Here is a 19,088-nt window from a genome sequence, read left to right as displayed (position 1 = left end):
TGTTTTGTTTGTGTACTATGGTTTTCTATGGGAATTTCATTTCGCTGCAAGCTTTCTCTATTACAATTATTTATAACTTTCTATTTTTTTCACATGATTTTTTCAAGCTTAATACCCGTATGTATAATTTTTAGGTGATTTTTTTGAATATTAAAGTATTGGATACTACTTTACGAGATGGTGAACAAACACCAGGTGTATCACTAACACCACAGGAGAAATTAAGAATTGCTAATAAATTAGATGAAATTGGTGTGGATTTTATAGAAGCGGGGTCCGCCATTACATCAGAAGGTGAAAGAGATTCTATTAAAGAGATTACTAAACAAGGTTTGAATGCTGAAATTCTTAGTTTTTCAAGACCATTAACTGTTGACATTGATTACTGTTTGGATTGTGACGTTGATGCTGTCAATTTAGTTGTTCCTACTTCAGAATTACATATAGCAGATAAGCTTAAAACCACTAAAGAAAAACTTTTAGAATTGTCCAATAATGCTATCGATTATTGTAAAGATCACGGTTTAATTGTGGAATTGTCTGCTGAAGATGCTTCAAGAAGTGATTTGGATTTTTTGAAACTTGTCTATAGTAATGCCATAGAACATGGTGTTGATAGAATTTGTGTTTGTGATACTGTTGGTATTTTAACTCCTGATTCATCCTATGATTTATTCAGTAGTTTAAAGGAATTTTCAGTTCCTGTTGCCTGCCATTGTCATAACGATTTTGGTTTGGCGGTTGCCAATACATTATCTGCTATTAAAGGCGGTGCATCTGAAATACATACTACCATTAATGGTATCGGTGAGAGAGCCGGAAACACTTCTTTTGAAGAGTGTATTGTTTCTATTGATAGGTTATTCACTCAATTTTCTACTAAAGTTCATATTAATGAAATTTATGATGTATCTAAGTTAGTGGCCAGATTAACTGGAGTTTATATTCAGCCAAATAAAGCAATTGTTGGAGAAAATGCTTTCGCTCATGAATCAGGTATTCATTCAGATGGAATAATTAAAAATTCTGCTACTTATGAGCCAATTACTCCGGAACTTGTTGGAAGAAAACGTAAGTTTGTCATTGGTAAGCATATGGGAACTCATGGTTTGAATAATAGGCTAAAAGAGTTGGGTCTGGATGTTAACCAAGATCAGCTTCACCAGATTTGTGACAATATAAAGTTATTGGCAGATAATGGAAAAACAGTAACTGATGTTGATTTGCAGGTCATTGCAGATAATGTTTTAGAGATTAATCATGAGGATAGAATCAAACTTGATGAGGTTACTATTGTATCCGGCAATAAGGTAATGCCTACAGCATCCGTTAAAATAACTATTGATGATGATCAAATTTTAAATGCAGGTGTTGGATTGGGGCCTGTTGATGCTGCAATCAATGCGATTAAGTCTTTGGATATCTTTAAAGACATTGACTTGATTGAATACCACGTAGATGCCATTACTGGCGGTACCGATGCTTTTATTGATGTTATAATTAAACTCCAAAAAGGGGATAAGGTCGTCTCTGCTCGCGGTACCGAACCGGATATTATCAATGCAAGTGTTAAGGCATATATTGCTGGTGTTAACAGATTATTAAGAGATGAGGTGTTTTGATGCATAGGGACAATTTAAAAATATTGGGTTTTAAGACAAGCATCAATTCAGTGGAAGAAACTCTTAATCAAATTGATGAAATTAAAAAAGATGGTGAAATCATCCAACTTCTGAATGCAGATTCGATAGCTGGCAGGAATCATATAGCTCATGGTGTCAATCAAGCATTCTTGGCATTCGAAAGGGGTGAAAATCTAGCCAAGGATATAAGTGTTGAAATAGCATTGAGATGCTCTGCCCAAAGACAAATTTCCAAGGCTTTTAAAATATTGGGACTAAAAGAGGGTGAAATGAATTTATGTGCGGTTTTGATTAATTGCTCCGATTACGCTCGGGAATTATCATCTATTTTCACAGTTGATGGAAGTGTATTAACTCCTAATAATGATGAGCTGATGAATATTTATGGCATTGGTGAAGATGAAGTAAAAAATTTTTCTGTTGAAGAGATAATTATAGATAGGATTACAAAACTTACAGTAGATTATTAATTCTGACTTCTTTGATTATCTTATCAAGATACTCTTTTTTCAGGCAATCATAAGAAAGGTTTTTTATTTCTATTGCAATGGCTTTTTGTTTAACCCGATTATAATTTGGACAGGTTGTTATAAATCCGCTTTTGTTGATGGGTAATGATTTTTTCAAATTCCAACTTATTTCTTTTGCATTTTCATTAGGTATAATTACATTAACGCCTCTTCTTTTTGCATGTAATGTGCGACCTATGTTGTTTTTTAGATACTTTGTTGCATTTAATGTAAGTTCCAGATTTTCTTCCACCAAATCAAGTTCATTATCTATACCACTACATATAATATTGTTAGTTTTGCTTAATTTTTGGGGGAGGGATGTCCTGTCAAAAAATTCTTTATTGTTTGTTGAAATAAATCCTCCGCTTCCAACATTAATCATCTTTGGAGAGCCGGTCGATGCAATAATAATGTCAGAATATTTTCCATTTCCCAGGGCATGTTTTTTATCTCCAATTCCTGCGGAGGCATCTTCAATTGTTATGATATTGTTGCTTTTGCAGTATTTTGAAATATCCTTAATGTCCTGTTCTCCACAATATCCTGCAAAACTTGTGAAAATCAATGCAGATTTGTCGGGAATATCTAAATCATCCAAATACTTGGGATTAATGATTCCGGAATCGGTTTTCAGGGTAATAATGTTCTTGTTTAGGAATTTTGCAATCTGTTTAAATCCATGCCAACCACCCTGATCGGGCACAATAATGTCTCCTTCCACTGAAGACAGCGAAATAAAAATACTGTTGTTTCCGCTTGATGTTACTTTTACAAATTCATGAGATGTCAAATCTGTTATTTTTTCACAGCATCTTATCTCAAAGTCATCTTTCAAATTGCCTTTTGCAACTTCGGACATTATTTCAAGCGTCTTTTTTGAAGGGGTTTTAAATTTAAACATGTTATCCACTTTTAAAGTACATATCCAAGGTAGTCTGTTTGGAATGGAGCATTTCATTTAATAGTGTTCCTTGTTTCACATATCTGTTAATCGGTATTTTTAGTTTAGTGCCACTATATTTCAATGCATCTTCTAAGGTTTCAAATTCAAGATATGGTCTCATCATGGCTTCTTTAATATTTTCCCTCACATTAAAAACGCCAAGGGGAATGTATCCGTCATATGCTTCCCTTAAAATCAGCAATCCTGATTGCTTTTTAATTTTCATGAGGTAATCAAGCACAGCCATTTTTGCGGTATAATAACATCCGCCCACACGCGAATATTCCTTTTTACCGCCATTTGTTTCATAATCTGAAAATATTAACTCTTCATTTTTCATTAACTTAATGAATGCTTCATACCATTCATATTGCCATTCTGTCGGTGTTAAAATGATAATATAATAGTTATTCAAAGCACCAAACTCAAACACCCTATAAGTATCAAGTCTCTCATATTTTCTCACTTCTTTTAAAAATTCGTCTGCAAGCGTGGAATCACAAGCTGTAATTGACCAGCGTGTCGGAACCAACTTCCTTTTATTTTTTGTACCGATAGCTCCTACTGAAAATGCTTTTTGCATTGCAGTGAATGGGACATCTTTATTGTGCAAATTGACAACAGCATTCACTGCTTTTAAATCAGTATCATAGAATGTTTTTTCAAGTTGTTTGTCCCATCTTACTGCATCAATATCAAATTTTTCTATAACTGCACTGGGACCATGAGGCATACTGTCTTCCGTAAGCATGGACCCTCTTGGGCGTTTTCCAAAAGTGGCTTCACTGTCTATGGATTTTGATGCGAGGGATATGTCTTGAAGCTTTTCAACAAAAGGATTTTCCAAATCATCAATTTTTATCAGCTGTTTTCCTCTAACCAGGTTCATCCTATAGTTTATAATTTCATCTTGTGTTTTATTTTGACCTATCCATGATTCCGGAGAATCCATAATCGATGTATCGCCCATTTGGCTGCTCATCATGGGTCCTGCATAAACTTTAGGATATGACCATCTTCCAATAAAAACTGATGGTGGTGTTGTTCCTTCAAGGTTTTTCCCAACCTTAACAGACTTCATTTGAATTTGTTCTGTTAATTTTGCAAGATAAGCGTTTTTAGTTGTTTTCATAATTTTTAAAAAAAGTAAAAGTAAATACTATTAATTTAAAATAGTATTTAACAGAATTCGATGGTTGCTGGTGGTTTGTCACTAATAGAAAGTGCAACATGGGTAACTTCAGAAATCTCAGAAGTGATTCTTTTGGAAATTGTCTGGATTAATTCCCATGGAAGTTCTGCTACGGATGCTGTCATTGCATCAATAGAATTGACAATTCTGATTACTACGAGGTATCCAAAGTCTCTTTGGTCTCCTTTAACACCAGTAACTTTAGTATCGGTTAATACAGCGAAATATTGCCATACTTCTTCGTTAAGTCCTCTAGCTTCAACTTCATCGCAAACGATTTTGTTCGCTTTTCTACATATTTCTACATTTTCTCTAGTAAGAGCTCCAACAACACGCACTCCAAGACCAGGTCCTGGGAAAGGTTGTCTGTACACGGTTGTTTTCGGAAGACCTAATTCATCACCTATTTCTCTTACTTCATCCTTGTACAGGTCACGAATCGGTTCGCAGAGTTCCAGTTCCATTCCACTTGGAAGAGCTAAGTTGTGGTGAGATTTGATTTCACCTTTGGTTTCAATCCAATCAGGTGCAATAGTTCCCTGTACTAAGAATTTGGCATCAGATTTAATTGCTTCTCTTTCGAATACTTCAATAAATACTCTACCGATGATTTTTCTTTTTTCCTCAGGGTCTTCAACGCCTGCAAGCTGATCCATAAACTCATCTGAAGCATCGACAAATTTGAAATTCAATCTGTCTTTAAATGTATTGGTTACTTGTTCAACTTCACCTTCTCTTAAAAGACCATGGTCCACAAAAATAGCAGTTAAATTATCTCCAATTGCTTCTTGAACGAGAACAGAACATACTGAACTGTCTACTCCTCCAGATAATGCAATAATAGCTTTTTCATCACCAATTTGGTCTTTAATTTTTTGGATTGCATCTTCAATAAATTCTTTTGGACTTAACATTTTATTCCTCATCTTCTTCATAATCTTCAATAATCTGTTTTATCATAGCTTCTAGGCCATTGTCATTTCCAGCTTCGATAGCTTCAAAGATATCATCGTATTTAACAAATTTCTCTAATTTTACAGATTTAGCTCCAATTCCAGATATCCTAAATCCGTATTCTTCATAACCTATTGGTATGTTAACATATTTTCTTTTTAAACCTGCTTTATTGCCCTGTGCCTTGGTTGCTAAATCTTCAGCATTATCAATCATTATTACACCTGTTTTTGACAAATTTTATAAAAGTTTTCAAAAATTTTTGATCCTTTTGGAGTATGATGTACTTCAGGATGGAATTGAATTCCATAAACATCTTTGTCCTTATGTTTAAAGGATTCAACATTGCATAAATCGGAATTAGCCAAGATTTCAAAATCTTCGGGGATTGTTGTGACTTCATCCTTGTGGGAAGACCAAACATCCATTTCAGGAGCTAATCCTTCAAATAAGTTTTTATCATTATTAATATTAATTTTCACTTGAGCATAACTTTCAGTATCGGAAGTCTTGACTTCTCCACCATATGCTTTTGCAATCAATTGGTGTCCAAGACATATTCCTAAAATTGGTATGTTGAAGTGTTTAATGTATTCTTCACTCATGCCGGCACCTTCAAGTGAAGGGCCACCTCCCAAAATCAATCCGATTGGATTTTCAGCTTCAATTTCTTCAATGGTCAAGTCATTTGAAACTAATTTGGAAGGTATTTTAAGATATTGTAAACTTCTTGCGATTCTGTGATTGTACTGTCCTTTATTATTGATAACTAATAATGTCATTTTATACTCCATGAAAATATAATGATATTATTTTTGGTTTTTTTATTTATTATAGTTATCTTATATATTTAATGAAAAATGAAAAAAAGTTACTTGCAATTGTAAACTTTATATAGGATATTATATAAAATTGATGTACATGGAATTACAAGATTTAATATTTATAATAATTGCAATATTTGTTGCTGTAGTGCTGTTAAAAATATTCATGTGGTTATTGCCGGTAATTGTAGTATTGCTCATTGCATTCTTTATTTATATGTTCTTAAAAGAAAGATATTATTGATTCTCTTTCAAATCATAGTATGCTGAAGTTGCAGCCACTGCACCTTCTCCACATGCTACAACCCACTGTTTCAGCCCAACGCACACATCACCAATTGCATAAACATAGTCAATGTTGGTTTTCTGATTTTTATCTGTGATTATGTGGCCTGTTTCATCAAGACTAACTCCTAGCTGTTCTGCCAGCTCGGTATGTGGGATGTATCCGACACTAATGAATATTCCGTTTATTGGAAGTTCGCAGAGTTTTCCTGTTTTTGTATCTTTTAGGATGACTTTTTCAACAAGCATATCACCTTGGATTTCTTCAACGGTTGCATTGAGTATGGTGTTTACGCCCTCTTTTTCAATTAAATCCTGGAGGTGTTTTTGAGCTCTAAATTCATCTCTTCTATGGATTAATGTAACATTTGCCCCTAGATTTTTAAGATAGATTGCCTCTTGAAGGGCGCTGTTTCCTCCACCTACCATGATGATGTCACGGCCTGCAAAGAAAAATCCATCACATGTAGCGCAATAGCTTACTCCTTTTCCCTTAAACTCTTCTTCTCCTTTAACATCCAAATGCCTGTGTGAACTTCCAGTCGCTAAAATAATGCTTTTTGTCAGATATTCATCTTTATTGGTTTTAACTGTGAAGCGGTATTCATCATTGTTTTTTATGATTTCTTCAACATTTTCCATTTCATGCAGTTCACAGTTCTTAATAGCCTGGGCTTTCATTTTCTCGATTAACTCCAAACCGGAAATGCTGTCAAAACCGGGATAATTTTCCATTTCCGGAACTTCACGACCTATTCCTCCCGCCAGATCCCTGTCAATAATTAGGTTTTTGGTTCCTTGACGACCGGCATAGATTCCTGCTGTTAGACCACCTGGTCCTGCTCCTATAATAATAATGTCATATTTCTCCATGATATTACCTCTGGAAGTTGCGGTTTAAAAAAATAGTGGATTTAATTGAACTTAAATTAAATCCTTAACGGCTTGCTTAACATCATCCAAATCCTCTGTCGGTTCAAATCTTCTTACAACATTGCCTTGGCGGTCAACTAAAAATTTTGTGAAGTTCCATTTTATGTCATTGTTGTCTTTGTAGTGTCTGTCGGTTGCCTTCAGGACTATCTTTAATTTTGTTGCACCTTTTCCGGTGATGTCTTTAAACGGTTGTTCATTTTTGAGGTATTCAAATAGAGGGTGTGCATTTTCACCGTTTACATCGATTTTATCGAAGATTGTGTATGGAACCAGCCATTTGTTACGGCAAACTTCGGCAATTTCTTCAGTTGATCCTGGGGCCTGATTTCCGAATTGGTTGCATGGGAAGTCTAGAATTTCGAAACCGTCATCTTTAAATTCAGCATAAATCTCGTTTAGTTCTGTGTATTGTGGAGTAAAACCACATTTTGTTGCGGAATTTACAATTAAAAGTACTTTGTCTTTGTATTCACTTAAAGAAACAATGTTTCCTTCTCCGTCTTTTGCTTCAAATTCATAAATTGACATTGTTTTTCACCTCTTTAATTTTTCAAAGACTTAACTAAGTTAAGGCTTATGTTAATATTATCAGTTGGAGTATATAAAATTTTTGTTATCCTAAATTTGCAGATTCTTTTATCAGTTCATATAATTTCTGCTTAAATTCAAAATATTCCTCATTGGTAAATTTTTTGGCAATATCTCTTTCCCATCCGTATGTTATGGTATTGATTTTATCAAATACGCTTTCTCCTTTATCAGTTAGTGAAAGAATATTTCTACTTTTGTTTGATTTATCCTTTGATTTTTCAACCAAACCCTTTTTAACCAACTTCTTTACCATCTTCGCCACATTGGCTTCTGAGACGTACAATATTTCAGCCAATTGCCTTTGTGAAGTTTCCGGAAAATATTTGATATTGTAGATATAGGTTAATTCTCCATGAGTAATCTCGATGTCTTTTAATTTTTCTGTTAAAAAGTCATTGTAGCTTAAAAGGATGTATTCCATATAAAGGTTTATTGGTGTGAGTAAGATTCTATCAGTTTTCCAGTTAATGTCATCCATATTATCACCTGACTTAATAATAAATATGATGTTAAGTTATTAAAATATGTTAATCAGTTCAATTTTGAAAAATATTAAATAATAATGAGCATATAATATTATTCATCGATTTAATCAAGGAATGACATTATGGATTTTAGGAAACTTTTAAGCGAATATCATATTGTTTTAATAGTATCTGTTCTGGTTTTGATATTGTATTTGGCAATGATTGCTGCAACTCCTAGTTTTTCCGAAGATGTGGTGGAACTGGACAAGTTTTCAATAAAACTCCCGTCAGATGCAAATTATAATAACATTTCTGAGGGTATTGAAGTAACTGGACCTTATCAGTCATATCTTTCAGAAATTGTTGTATCAAACAATTCCTTAAACATTTTTAATGAAGCGCAAGACCGTGGAAATCCATCTGTATCTTCATTTAATGATTCTCATTATTTAATTAAAACTCATCCTGAAGGATTGGATTCGGAACTTGATTTTAAATATTTTGATTATTATGATTTTATCATCCCTAAAAAGGATTATGACTCATCAAAAAATGAATTGAAAAATGAAAATACTGATTTAACTATCATTAAAGCTAATTATGTGGAAACATTAGATTTCCTTGAAAAGGATTTTAAATTGGGTGGTTAATATGTCTCATGAGATTTTTATAAGTTATTCTACAAAGGACAAAGCAATTGCAGATGCAGTTTGTAATGTTTTGGAGGAAAATAATCTCAGATGTTGGATAGCGCCGCGCAATATCACTTCTGGAATGCATTATGCTAAAGAGATAATGGACGGTTTAAAAGCCGCCAAAATCGTTGTTCTCGTTTTTTCAAAAAATTCTCAGGAATCCCAATATGTGCAGAATGAAATTTTTGCAGCGTTCGACAACAAAAAACCAATCATTTCATTTAAGATTGATGAGACAATGCCTGCGGAGGAAATGGAATTCTTTTTAAAGATTAATCATTGGCTGGAAGCATATCCCGAACCAAAAAATAAATTTGACAGGTTGGTTCAAGATGCAACTCGCCTGTGCAGTGAAATAGTGCCTGTAATTCCAACAGTTCCTCCAGTAACAAAACCTCAAAACAGGGATAAGGATTTAATTTCCATAATACTGTTAATCACTCCTTTGTATAGCTTTTCTTTCTTATATATGGGTTATATTGCAAAAATTAAAGAATGGATGGCTTTGGGAATAATTTATTTAATACCTCTCCCCTTTGCGGTTTTTGCTTTGGGAGGAGATATTGTCAATGCATCAAAACTCGCAATCCTATTCCAATTATTCATAGTTTTTTGGGTAATTGCATTAATTTCAGGGTTATTTATAATTAGAAAAGAATTCTTAGCTCGTAAAACAGTTTTAAAATGGATGTCTCCAGAGGATGAATTGTTTGAAAGTTTCGTTGATAAATATTATAAGGTTTAGTTTGGGATATCATGTCGCATGAAGTCTATATTTGTTATGGTGATGAAGATAAGATTACAGCTGATGCAATCTGTCATGTTTTAGAGGAAAATAAGTTCAAATGTTGGATTAAGCCAAGAGATTTGGATGTTAAAAATACTGTTAATGATTATTCAAATGCCATTCGTCAATCCCGAGTAATGGTATTGGTATTTTCTGAAAGCGCCAAACTTTCAAACTATGTTAACACTGAAGTGGACATTGCTTTTTCAGCAAATGTTCCAATAATCGTATTTAAAATTGACGAATCCAATTTGGATGGAGGATTAGAATTTTTCTTAAAGAACAAACACTGGTTGGATGCATATCCTCAACCAGCTATAGAATTTAGAAATCTGGTCATAGATGTTGCCAAAATATTAAATAAACCTATTACTGATCCGATTATTAGTTCCAGTATTGTGGATTCAGTCAACAGTGCCATTGGTGTTGATAATTCCGGCAAATCTAAAGGACTTAAAACTTCTGTTTTATTAACTTTTGCCTGCGTTATACCTATCATTCTGGTTGCTATTTCAATAGCCACTTATGATATAAGCGGTAACTTGGGAATCTTCCTGTTTATAATAGCAATTGCATTACTGATAGGAACACCTATCATTTATCTGTTGCATAGGTATATATCCGAATAAAATATGTTAAAATTATCTGCTTTTAATAGTTAACTTCTGAACACAGATAATAAATTGTTATTTGCATTTAGGGATATTTAAAAATAAAAAAAGTATTCAGAAACTCGATTGAGTTTCTTAAATTAATTTTTGAATTTCTTCACGTACAATTCTATTGACCATGCCGCCGTCAGCTTTTCCTTTAAGCTGTTTCATGCACATTCCCATTAAAGGACCCATAGCACCCATCTGACGTTCTTTAACCATTCCTTCATTGTTGGCAACAATTTCAGCAATGATGTTTGCAACATCATCCTGGCTGAGCATAGTTAAATTGTTTTTCTCAGCAATTTCTGCAATATCCATTTCAGGAGTTTTAATTGTTTCAACTGCCAATTTCCTCACACTATCTTTTGCAATTTTACCGTCTGCTAAAAGTGTAAAGATGCCTTTGAAGTGGTCTAATGTTAAAATGTTAATGTCAAATCCTTCTCTTTTGATTTCACGCAAATCATATGCAAGAAGTGAAGCAACTGGTGTTGCATCCACATTAACATCGGCTAAAATATCTTCAAACATGTCTGCTTCTTGCCTTTTGACAAGTTGTGTTGCTAAATCTTCACTTAAAGAGTATTGTTCAATAATTCTGGCCTGTTTAACATCGGGCAATTCCGGCAAATTATTTGCAATAGGTTCAACTCTATCGGAAGTGATTTTAAATAATGGAATGTCAGTTTCAAGATACATCCTATTTGCAGTTGGAAGAGGTCTCATATATTCTGTGTTTCCATCATCAAGCGCTTTTCTAGTTTCTTCTACAACTCCGTCAAGACCCAGTTTAGCTCTTCTTTTAACTTCTTCCAGTGCTGAAATAGCTATGTCTTCATCATGAGCTACAATAATGAATGCATCACTTTCACCAATCTTTAGGAATTCATTTACCTTGTCAACTTCTTCCTGGGTGATGCCGTAGGCAGGTAATTCATCTGAGTGGAATATTCCAGAAACGCCACGTTTTTTAGCATAACTTGCAATTTCTGTTCCAAATCTTCTGCCTGGTTGAACTTCACGTCCAATTAATCCGTCATAACCTTTTAAAACAACTGCTTTAATAGTTTCAGCAGATTTTAAAATTTTGGATTCGGTATCGACAAACAATTCATCCAAATCATGAATTTCTTCTAAAACTTCAGCATTTCTTTCATTCAATTGTTTTTTAATGTCAATTAATTCTAACTGTCTTGTGACTTCACGGTTTACAATTTCAGCCATCAAATCTAAGTCCTGAACACCTTTAATTTCAACACGTGCACCTTCAGCAATGGAAATGTTTAAATCCTGCCTGATTGTACCAAGACCTCTTTTAACATTTGTACTTCTTAAAATCTGGCCGAGCATGTATGCAACTTCCCTTACTTGGTCTGGGTGGTGCATTGAGGGGTCTGTTGTAATTTCTGCAAGAGGAATTCCCAATCTATCTAATCTGAATTCTGTAAATCCGTCTTTTGTTTCGACTCTTCTTGCTGCATCTTCCTCAAGACCTAAACTTTCAATAATGACTTTTCCGTAAGGTGTGTCAAGGTATCCGTCAGTTGCAACCATACCTGTTCTTTGAAATCCTCCTGTATTACTTCCGTCAATAACCTGTTTTCTCATTGTATGAAATTCATCAACAATATGCATGTTCATTAGGCATGCAATAGTAATACAAATGTCTAATGCTTCTTCATTTAAACTGTGTGGAGGTTCATCATCGTTTTCAACAAGACAGGTATGTTTTTCGAAGTTTTCATATTTGAAATTAAGACCCCTTAAGGATTCTTGAAGAGCAGCTCTGTCGATTTCTCCAAGTTCGGATTGTGTCGGTCTTAATTTTCTTTGAATCAATTCATCAAAATCATCATCAACAAGCTCTGTTTTACATGGACAGAATAGTTTATGTTCACTGTTTAATTGTTGGTGAATTTCAAGTCCCATTTTTAATCCTAATTTTTCATAATCCATATTAGCAGCCCCTTAATTTAAGAAATCCTTAATTGAGGATTTTTCTTTGAATTCACCTGCAATGTTTTCATGCATAATTTCTTTTACTTTGGTGTAATCATCACTTTGACCTAATGCCCAGCATAACTTGACGTATGTTGTTTCAGGAGTCATGTCAAGACCGGATATTACTCCAGCATCAAGAATTTCACGACCTGTTGAGTAGACGTTCATATTTACTCTTCCATAAAGACATTGTGAGGTCATAATCACTGGAATACTTTCATCTTGTGCTCTTTTGAAAGAGTCAATTAAGTTATTCGGTACATGTCCGAGTCCTGTTCCTTCAATAACAAGTCCTTTATAACCTTTATCAATATGGTATTCAACATATTCCTCGGAAATTCCTGGGAAACTTTTAATGAATCCAACTTTTTCTTCAATTGCAGTATTCAGTTCTAATTCATTAGTTCCACGTTTGACGTATTCATATTCCGGATTGATGTTAAGTTTCTTATTTTCGATTTTAGCTATTGGCTGAGCGTTAATGCTTCTGAATGTGTCTCTTCTTGAGGTATGCATTTTTCTTACCTTGGTTCCTTTATGCAGGTAAGTGTATGAATCATTCAAACTTCCATGCATACAGACACATACTTCAGCAATATCTGATTTTGCAGCTACAACAGAATCGATCAGGTTTATGTTTGCATCACTTGAAGGTCTGTCTGAACTTCTTTGAGCTCCGGTGACTATCACTGGAACTGGAGTTTTCAACATAAAGCTCAATGCGGCGGATGTATAATGCATAGTATCGGTACCATGAGCTATTACAACACCATCAGATCCGTTTGAAATATCGTTAGCTATTTCCTCTGCAGCCTTAACCCAATATTCAGGCTTCATGTTTTCACTTAAAATATTATATAATGCTTTCACATTGTAGTTTGCATAATCTAATAATTCAGGATTTGCTTTTACGAGATCTGATGCTGTAAATTTGGGATGCACAGCTCCTGTCCTATAATCAATAACAGAAGACACTGTACCTCCTGTAGATACAATGGATATATTCTGTTTTGAAGGGTCATTTGGAATTTCAGTTTCATCGTAACCGATTTTTGGTTTGTCTCCCTTTTCAATTAGCTCAGCAGTTGTATTATCGATTGCAACACCTATGTTGTAACCGCTGGATAATTTCAAAACAAGATACCCGTCATCAGCATCTTCCGGTCTATCGAGTAAGATACCAGTATAGGAGATATCTTCCTTGTTAACTTTGATTGTATCTCCAATACTTAAATTGTAATCTTCTATATATGTTCTAGAAATTTCTTTATATGTCATTAAATCACACTATAAATTGTTTTTTAACCATTCAGCTCCAGCTTCTAACACTTCAATATTCACATCAATAACTTTAGGTTTTGATGCAAACATTTCACGAATTGCATTTTCATAAGATTCTCTTTTTAAAACATCTGTTAATTCAGTTAATGCACCAAGCAATGCTGTGTTTGCAGTTCTTGCATTTCCATGTTCTTCTGCAATATCGACACATGGCATTGCAATAACGCTGATGTCTCTGTCTGTTGTAAACTCGCCAATATGGGCATCATAAAGTATTGTTCCACCAACCTTAACATCTTGTGAAAATTGTTCTAGGGAAGGCTTATTTAAAGCAATAAGAATGTCAATATCATCAACTACAGGTGTTCCTATTGTTTCATTGGATATTACGACAGAACAGTTTGATTTTCCACCTCTTTGTTCTGGTCCGTAACTAGGATACCATGAAACATGTTTTCCTTCAGCACAAGCTGCCTGAGCTATTGTCAAACCAGCACTTAAGACACCCTGACCTCCAAAACCGCTTACTTTAATGCTTAATGGCTCAATATTATCATCTACATAACCTGCATCATCAGTCCTTGAAACATTGAAAATCTTATCCAAGGATTCAGTTGAAAAGTCACTTGCAGGCCTTTGAACAGGGTCCTTGTCATATAAATTATTCCTAAAGTTTTTAACTGGGAATTCTTTTTCCATCTGTTCTTCAATGAATTTTTGAGCGCTTTCAACATCCTGCTTTAAGTTTGTTGGGCAAGGTGATAACACTTCAACAAATGAATAACCTTTTCCATCTCTTTGAACTGTCAAAGCTTGTTTAATCGCATATTTGGCAAGCCTGATTTTTAAAGGATTTGCAAGGGACACTCTTTCAATGAATACAGGTGCTTTCAAAGTGTTGATTAACTCACACATGTGAGTAGGGTGTCCTGCATAGTCAGGATCTCTTCCGGTTTGGCATGTCACAGTTTTTTCTCCAATCAATGTGGTTGGAGCCATTTGACCACCGGTCATTCCGTAAACTGTGTTGTTGACGAAAAATACTGCAATTTTTTCTCCACGATTTGCAGCTTGTAAAGTTTCATTTAAACCGATTGATGCTAAATCACCATCTCCCTGATAGCTCATTACAATCGCATTATCTTCAGCTCTTGAAATGCCTGTAGCTACAGCGGGTGCTCTTCCGTGAGCAGTTTGGAAATTTCCACAGTTAAAGTAGAAATAAGCATATACTGAACATCCAACAGGAGAAATCATTACGCATCTCTCTTGTATTCCAAGTTCATCCATACACTCTGCAATTAATTTATGTAAGATTCCGTGTCCACAACCTGCACAGTAGTGAGTTGATTGAATATTGGTTCCTTTTCTGGGATACTCTTCTAAAAGGGATTGTGGATTTCTACGTACTTGCAATTCATAATCTTTGTTATTTTCTATATCACTCATTTTTCCACATCCTCTAATCGATTATATTTGGGCTTGCTTTTTCCTCACTTCTTTCGGATAAGTCAATGTCTTCATCTTCAATTCCTGCAATTTCATAGATTTTTGCAAGAATTTGTTTTAATTCAATTAAGTTTCCACCCATTCTGTTAACAAGATGAGTATCTTCTTTTCTTAAAGCTGCAAATTGAACGTCTGCTAATAGTTGACCGTTACTCATTTCAACGGATATGAAACTGACTCCCCTATCCGCTAATTCTTTCACTTTATCAACAGGGAACGGTGATAATGTAATCGGTCTTAAAAGTCCAACTTTTAAGCCTTTTTCACGGCTTTTATCAACTGCAGACCTTGCAATTCTGCTGCTGATACCAAATGACACTAAAACAATTTCAGCATCTTCAACTTGATATTCTTCAAAGATAACTTCTTCTTTTTCAATTTCAGCATATTTTTCCTGAAGTTTGAAGTTGAAATCTTCTAATTCATTAAAATCATTATAAATTGAAGTAATAAGATTGTCCATAGTTTCTTTTGTCCCTTTCACAGCCCAATCTTTATCGTTTTCAGGTTCAATGGCTTTTTCTGGAAATACTAATGGTTCAGCCATTTGACCTAATGTACCATCAGCTAAAACTACAACTGGATTTCTCCATTTATCGGCAAGTTCAAATGCTTTCATGGTAAGATCACACATTTCTTGAACACTGTTTGGAGCTAAAACTATGTTTTTGTAGTTCCCGTGACCGCCTCCTTTAACAACTTGATTGTAATCTCCTTGTTCTGGTCCGATATTTCCAAGTCCAGGTCCTGCTCGCATAATATCTACAATAACTGCAGGCAATTCTGCACCCGCAAGGAATGTAAATCCTTCTTGCATTAAACTAATTCCTGGTCCTGATGAGGAAGTCATAACTCTATGCCCTGTACCTGAGGCACCATAAACCATATTGATGGATGCTTCTTCACTTTCAGCTTGAACAAAGTTCCTTCCAACCATAGGGAAGTATTTTGATGCTTCATGTAAAATTTCACTTGCAGGAGTAATTGGGTATCCGAAGAAACAGTCACATCCAGCATACATTGCACCAATGACGACTGCTGTATTTCCTTTAACCATTTGATTACTCATTTAGTTTCCCCCTTTATTGGTTATTTTAGCTTTAATCATATTTGCGACTGTATCATTAACAATTTTCTTAAATTGATGTACTTCTAAAGCTAATGGCTCTGGACATGTGAAGTAACAGTCTTTACATCCTGTACATCCATTTCCGCTATAATAGGCAAACTGATATCCTGCGTTGTTCATGTCTTGTGAAAGTAATATTGCATTTTGAGGACATCCGACTATGCATCTCATACAGCCTTTGCAAATTTCTTTATTTATAACCGGATAAGATATCTCTTCTGTCATTATATCATCTAATTAATTTTTTTATGGTCTTTTTCTCTAATTTCAACTCTTCTTGTTTTTCCACTGATTGTTTCCGGAATTTCATCGGTGTATTCAATCATTCTAGGATATTTATAAGGAGCTGTAACTTTTTTAACATGATTTTGAATGTCTTTTGTAAGTTCATCAGATGGTTCAAAGCCAGGTTGCAAAATGATAGTCGCTTTTACAATTTGACCCCTCACTTCATCTGGGTAAGCAGTAATTGCACAATTGGTAACCGCTTCGTGTGATAAAACGGCACTTTCCACTTCATAAGGTCCAATACGATAACCTGAAGATTTAATAATGTCATCATTTCTTCCAACAAAATGAACATAGCCATCTTCATCAACCCATGCGGTATCTCCGCAATGATAATATCCGTCATGTATTTGTTGGGCTTGTTTGACTGGATCTTTGTAATATTCTTTGAATAATCCTGGGTTAGGTCCATCTTCAAGTTTAAAACAAAGTTCTCCTTCTTCTCCAATTTCTACTCTTTCATGATTTTCATCCAATAATCTTAAATCAAATAACGGGGAAGGTTTACCAATAGATCCTACCTTTGCATCCAACCAGATAAATGTTCCAATGGATAGGACAGTTTCAGTTTGACCAAATCCTTCTTTAATTCTCAAACCTGAAATGTCATAGAATCTGTCTGAAACTTCAGGAGGTAATGGCTCTCCTGCTGTGGTAACGTAAGTCATGTTTGAAAAGTCATATCCTTCAATATTCTCTTTAATTAAGAACCTGTATACTGTTGGAGGGGCACAGAATGTATTGACTTTGTTTTCGATAACTTTTTCAAGTAATTTGATTCCGTTAAATCTGTCATAGTCATAAATAAATATTCCTGTTCCTGCAATCCATTGTCCGTATATGTTTCCCCATACAGCTTTTCCCCATCCGGTATCTGCGGCGCTGTGGTGTATTCCGTCCTCCACAACGTTATGCCAATATTTTGCAGTAGGAATATGTCCTAGTGAGTAGGTATGTTTGTGTGAAACCATTTTTGGAAGTCCGCTAGTTCCTGATGTGAAATATATTAGGAAAATTTCTTCAGCATAAGTTTTATCCTCTCCGGTCGGCCTTTCAAATACTGGACTTTCATTTTTTATGGCTTCATTGAAATTAATCCATCCGTCCCTATCGGTTTCAATAACTAATTTTTTCAAATCAATTCCTAATTCTTCCTGAGCTTTTTCATAATCCGGAAGTAAAGAGTCTTCTTCAATTGATACAACAAGTTTAACATCTGCCTGTTTTAACCTGAAATCAATGTCATGAAGTTTTAACATATGTGTTCCTGGGATTGCCACTGCACCTATTTTGTGCAATGCAACCATGCAGAACCACCATTCATATCTGTTTTTAAGTGTAAGCATTACGGAATCGCCTTTTTTGATTCCTAAACGTTTAAATAAATTAGCGGTTCTGTTAGAATATTCTTTCATATCCTTGAAAGTGAATGTATGATGTTCATCATGGTCATTGGTCCATATTAAAGCTATTTTGTCAGGATCGATTTCTGCATATTTGTCCACCACATCAAATCCGAAGTTATAATCTTCATCATATTTTAATTTAAAATTTTCAAAAAAATCTTCATATGATTTAAAATCAACTCTTTCAACAAAATCTCCTATTACTGATGTCATTTGATAATCTCCTGTAAGTATTATATTATTACTGCTAAAAATTTAGCCGGTTTATCGTTAAGCGCCACCATGGCATGTCTGTGTGCTGAATCAAAGAAGATGCAATCTCCTTCGTTTAAGATAATTTCATTATTGTGGATGTAAATTTTCAATGAACCTTCTAAAACATAATTAAACTCTTGACCGGGGTGTGAATTTAGTGAAGGCACAGGATTTTTTTCAGGATCCACAGTTACTAAGAATGTTTCAGCTTTCTTGTGAATGAATTTGTTACATAAATTTTCATGAGTATATTCTTTTCTTCTGTCCACTGAAACACCTTTGCTTGCACGTGTAACATCAAAGATGCTCATTCTACTTTCTTCTCCGGTTAATAATAATCCTAAATCAACCTTAAAGATATGGGCGAGTTCATATAAAAAACTTGCAGGGATGTCTACTTCACCGTTTTCATATTGGATATAAGTTTCTTCTTTAATGTTCAGGTCATTAGCAATTTCTTCTGTTGTAATGTCAGATAGTTCTCTCAATTCTCTAATTCTATTTCCAATATCTTTGTTGTATTCATTCAAAATAAACACCTTTTTTCATAATTCTGATTAATGTAATAATAATTAAATAAATATTATAACATATAGTAACTTTGAATTTAACTTTATATAAAGGTTATTAAAAATCATGATAATTCATTATAAATTTGAATATTTTTTTTAAAAAATGTAGAAAAATGTCGAATTTTGTGTAGGTGCCCTGTATTTTGTCTCCCTTCCACCGTA

21 protein-coding genes are annotated in these 19,088 nt (G+C 34.3%); 6 read left to right on the top strand and 15 right to left on the bottom strand.

All coding sequences use genetic code 11. The annotated features are described in order from the left end of the window. Window positions 1-143: 143 nt before the first annotated feature. The gene (locus Q4Q55_RS06665; protein ID WP_303372046.1) at window positions 144-1,622 is read left to right on the top strand and encodes a (R)-citramalate synthase; all 1,479 of its coding nucleotides are present in this window, start codon (window positions 144-146) and stop codon (window positions 1,620-1,622) included. Further along, window positions 1,622-2,113 carry a KEOPS complex subunit Cgi121 gene (gene cgi121 / locus Q4Q55_RS06660; protein ID WP_303372045.1) on the top strand — a complete coding sequence of 164 codons (492 nt, stop codon included), beginning with the start codon at window positions 1,622-1,624 and terminating at the stop codon, window positions 2,111-2,113. The genes Q4Q55_RS06665 and cgi121 overlap by 1 nt, the downstream gene beginning before the upstream one ends. Here cgi121 and Q4Q55_RS06655 read toward each other — a convergent pair. The 5 genes from Q4Q55_RS06655 to Q4Q55_RS06635 are packed head-to-tail and all read right to left on the bottom strand — an operon-like array spanning window position 2,097 to window position 6,026. After that, the gene (locus tag Q4Q55_RS06655) at window positions 2,097-3,056 is read right to left on the bottom strand and encodes a DegT/DnrJ/EryC1/StrS family aminotransferase (protein ID WP_303372044.1); all 960 of its coding nucleotides are present in this window, start codon (window positions 3,054-3,056) and stop codon (window positions 2,097-2,099) included. The genes cgi121 and Q4Q55_RS06655 overlap by 17 nt on opposite strands. 1 nt (window position 3,057) lies before the next feature. Continuing rightward, window positions 3,058-4,230 (bottom strand): hypothetical protein, encoded by a 1,173-nt coding sequence (locus Q4Q55_RS06650; RefSeq protein ID WP_303372043.1) that lies wholly within the window; start codon window positions 4,228-4,230, stop codon window positions 3,058-3,060. Between the two features lie 47 nt (window positions 4,231-4,277). After that, window positions 4,278-5,204 carry a glutamine-hydrolyzing GMP synthase gene (gene guaA / locus Q4Q55_RS06645; RefSeq protein ID WP_303372042.1) on the bottom strand — a complete coding sequence of 309 codons (927 nt, stop codon included), beginning with the start codon at window positions 5,202-5,204 and terminating at the stop codon, window positions 4,278-4,280. 1 nt (window position 5,205) lies between these two features. Then, window positions 5,206-5,460, bottom strand: a complete 255-nt coding sequence (locus Q4Q55_RS06640) for a hypothetical protein (protein ID WP_303372041.1) — start codon at window positions 5,458-5,460, stop codon at window positions 5,206-5,208. Window positions 5,461-5,462: 2 nt separating this feature from the next. Next, a complete protein-coding gene (locus Q4Q55_RS06635) occupies window positions 5,463-6,026 on the bottom strand; it encodes a GMP synthase subunit A (protein ID WP_303372040.1) in 564 nt (187 codons plus the stop codon). A 139-nt stretch (window positions 6,027-6,165) separates the two neighbouring features. Here Q4Q55_RS06635 and Q4Q55_RS06630 point away from each other — a divergent pair, with 139 nt between their 5' ends. After that, window positions 6,166-6,312 carry a hypothetical protein gene (locus tag Q4Q55_RS06630; RefSeq protein WP_303372039.1) on the top strand — a complete coding sequence of 49 codons (147 nt, stop codon included), beginning with the start codon at window positions 6,166-6,168 and terminating at the stop codon, window positions 6,310-6,312. Here Q4Q55_RS06630 and trxB read toward each other — a convergent pair. The 3 genes from trxB to Q4Q55_RS06615 all read right to left on the bottom strand — a co-directional run bounded on the left by trxB (window position 6,306) and on the right by Q4Q55_RS06615 (window position 8,358). Further along, a complete protein-coding gene (trxB, locus tag Q4Q55_RS06625; RefSeq protein WP_303372038.1) occupies window positions 6,306-7,226 on the bottom strand; it encodes a thioredoxin-disulfide reductase in 921 nt (306 codons plus the stop codon). The two genes, Q4Q55_RS06630 and trxB, sit on opposite strands and share 7 nt — an antisense overlap. A 51-nt stretch (window positions 7,227-7,277) precedes the next feature. Then, complete coding sequence (locus Q4Q55_RS06620) at window positions 7,278-7,817, bottom strand: glutathione peroxidase (RefSeq protein WP_303372037.1); 540 nt, start codon at window positions 7,815-7,817, stop codon at window positions 7,278-7,280. 85 nt (window positions 7,818-7,902) lie between these two features. Then, window positions 7,903-8,358, bottom strand: coding sequence for a MarR family winged helix-turn-helix transcriptional regulator (locus tag Q4Q55_RS06615; RefSeq protein WP_303372036.1), 456 nt, complete (start codon window positions 8,356-8,358; stop codon window positions 7,903-7,905). A gap of 129 nt (window positions 8,359-8,487) precedes the next feature. Between Q4Q55_RS06615 and Q4Q55_RS06610 the strand changes: the two genes are divergently transcribed. Genes Q4Q55_RS06610 through Q4Q55_RS06600 form a run of 3 tightly spaced genes read left to right on the top strand, consistent with a single transcriptional unit; the run spans window position 8,488 to window position 10,458 of the window. Beyond that, window positions 8,488-8,997 carry a hypothetical protein gene (locus Q4Q55_RS06610; protein ID WP_303372035.1) on the top strand — a complete coding sequence of 170 codons (510 nt, stop codon included), beginning with the start codon at window positions 8,488-8,490 and terminating at the stop codon, window positions 8,995-8,997. Between the two features lies 1 nt (window position 8,998). Next, the gene (locus tag Q4Q55_RS06605; protein ID WP_303372034.1) at window positions 8,999-9,787 is read left to right on the top strand and encodes a toll/interleukin-1 receptor domain-containing protein; all 789 of its coding nucleotides are present in this window, start codon (window positions 8,999-9,001) and stop codon (window positions 9,785-9,787) included. Between the two features lie 11 nt (window positions 9,788-9,798). Beyond that, window positions 9,799-10,458, top strand: coding sequence for a toll/interleukin-1 receptor domain-containing protein (locus tag Q4Q55_RS06600; RefSeq protein WP_303372033.1), 660 nt, complete (start codon window positions 9,799-9,801; stop codon window positions 10,456-10,458). A 117-nt stretch (window positions 10,459-10,575) separates the two neighbouring features. On the opposite strand, the gene gatE is transcribed toward Q4Q55_RS06600, so the two are convergent. The 7 genes from gatE to Q4Q55_RS06565 are packed head-to-tail and all read right to left on the bottom strand — an operon-like array spanning window position 10,576 to window position 18,893. After that, window positions 10,576-12,441 carry a Glu-tRNA(Gln) amidotransferase subunit GatE gene (gatE, locus tag Q4Q55_RS06595; protein WP_303372032.1) on the bottom strand — a complete coding sequence of 622 codons (1,866 nt, stop codon included), beginning with the start codon at window positions 12,439-12,441 and terminating at the stop codon, window positions 10,576-10,578. A gap of 12 nt (window positions 12,442-12,453) precedes the next feature. Next, window positions 12,454-13,764, bottom strand: coding sequence for a Glu-tRNA(Gln) amidotransferase subunit GatD (gene gatD / locus Q4Q55_RS06590; protein WP_303372031.1), 1,311 nt, complete (start codon window positions 13,762-13,764; stop codon window positions 12,454-12,456). Window positions 13,765-13,773: 9 nt separating this feature from the next. Next, on the bottom strand, window positions 13,774-15,216 hold the full coding sequence (locus tag Q4Q55_RS06585; RefSeq protein WP_303372030.1) for a 2-oxoacid:acceptor oxidoreductase family protein: 1,443 nt from the start codon (window positions 15,214-15,216) through the stop codon (window positions 13,774-13,776). 13 nt (window positions 15,217-15,229) lie between these two features. Next, entirely contained in the window at window positions 15,230-16,345 is a 1,116-nt protein-coding gene (locus Q4Q55_RS06580) for a 3-methyl-2-oxobutanoate dehydrogenase subunit VorB (RefSeq protein ID WP_303372029.1), read from the bottom strand. Then, the gene (locus Q4Q55_RS06575; protein ID WP_303372028.1) at window positions 16,346-16,630 is read right to left on the bottom strand and encodes a 4Fe-4S dicluster domain-containing protein; all 285 of its coding nucleotides are present in this window, start codon (window positions 16,628-16,630) and stop codon (window positions 16,346-16,348) included. It lies immediately after the preceding gene. An 8-nt stretch (window positions 16,631-16,638) separates the two neighbouring features. Next, window positions 16,639-18,312: an AMP-binding protein gene (locus tag Q4Q55_RS06570; protein WP_303372027.1), complete on the bottom strand. Its 1,674-nt coding sequence runs from the start codon at window positions 18,310-18,312 to the stop codon at window positions 16,639-16,641. Window positions 18,313-18,332: 20 nt separating this feature from the next. Then, on the bottom strand, window positions 18,333-18,893 hold the full coding sequence (locus Q4Q55_RS06565) for a helix-turn-helix domain-containing protein (RefSeq protein ID WP_303372026.1): 561 nt from the start codon (window positions 18,891-18,893) through the stop codon (window positions 18,333-18,335). Window positions 18,894-19,088 lie beyond the last annotated feature (195 nt).

The sequence above is a fragment of the Methanobrevibacter sp. genome (assembly GCF_030539555.1).
Taxonomy (GTDB): Archaea; Methanobacteriota; Methanobacteria; order Methanobacteriales; family Methanobacteriaceae; genus Methanocatella.
The sequence above is the reverse complement of the archived record's forward strand: the minus strand, read 5'-3'. Positions and strand labels throughout refer to the sequence as shown.